At 41.1% G+C, this 521-nt stretch carries 1 protein-coding gene; it reads left to right on the plus strand.

Annotated elements, in window-relative coordinates; all coding sequences use genetic code 11:
* On the plus strand, positions 1-521 hold a 521-nt coding region (locus HMPREF3239_RS12520; RefSeq protein ID WP_176747967.1), incomplete at both ends, for a DUF1542 domain-containing protein.

The following is a 521-nucleotide window of genomic DNA, read 5'->3' on the forward strand; positions in this document are numbered from 1 at the left end:
AGGTGTAGACGCGATCAATCATGTTCAACCAACGATTGTTAAGAAAGACGAAGCGAAAACAGAAATCGATAAAGCAGCCGAAGCTAAGAAAGCGGAAATAGACCAAACACCAAATGCGACAGATGAAGAAAAGGCAGAAGCGAAAGCAAAAGTCGATGAGGCTGTAAGTAACGCTAAGAATGCGATAGATCAAGCAACAAATAACGCAGATGTAGACACTGCTAAATCTTCAGGTGTAGACGCGATCAATCATGTTCAACCAACGGTTGTTAAGAAAGACGAAGCAAAAGCAGAAATCGATAATGCAGCGCAAGCAAAGAAAGCAGAAATCGATCAAACACCAAACGCAACAGATGAAGAAAAAGCAACAGCAAAAGCAAAAGTCGATGAAGCAGTGAATAGTGCGAAGAATGCGATAGACCAAGCAACAAATAACGCAGGTGTAGATACAGCAAAAGCAAACGGTGTAGATTCAATTAACAATGTGCAACCAACGGTTGAGAAAAAAGCACAAGCAAAAC

This window comes from Staphylococcus sp. HMSC34C02 (assembly GCF_001838705.1).
Taxonomy (GTDB): domain Bacteria; phylum Bacillota; class Bacilli; order Staphylococcales; family Staphylococcaceae; genus Staphylococcus; species Staphylococcus borealis.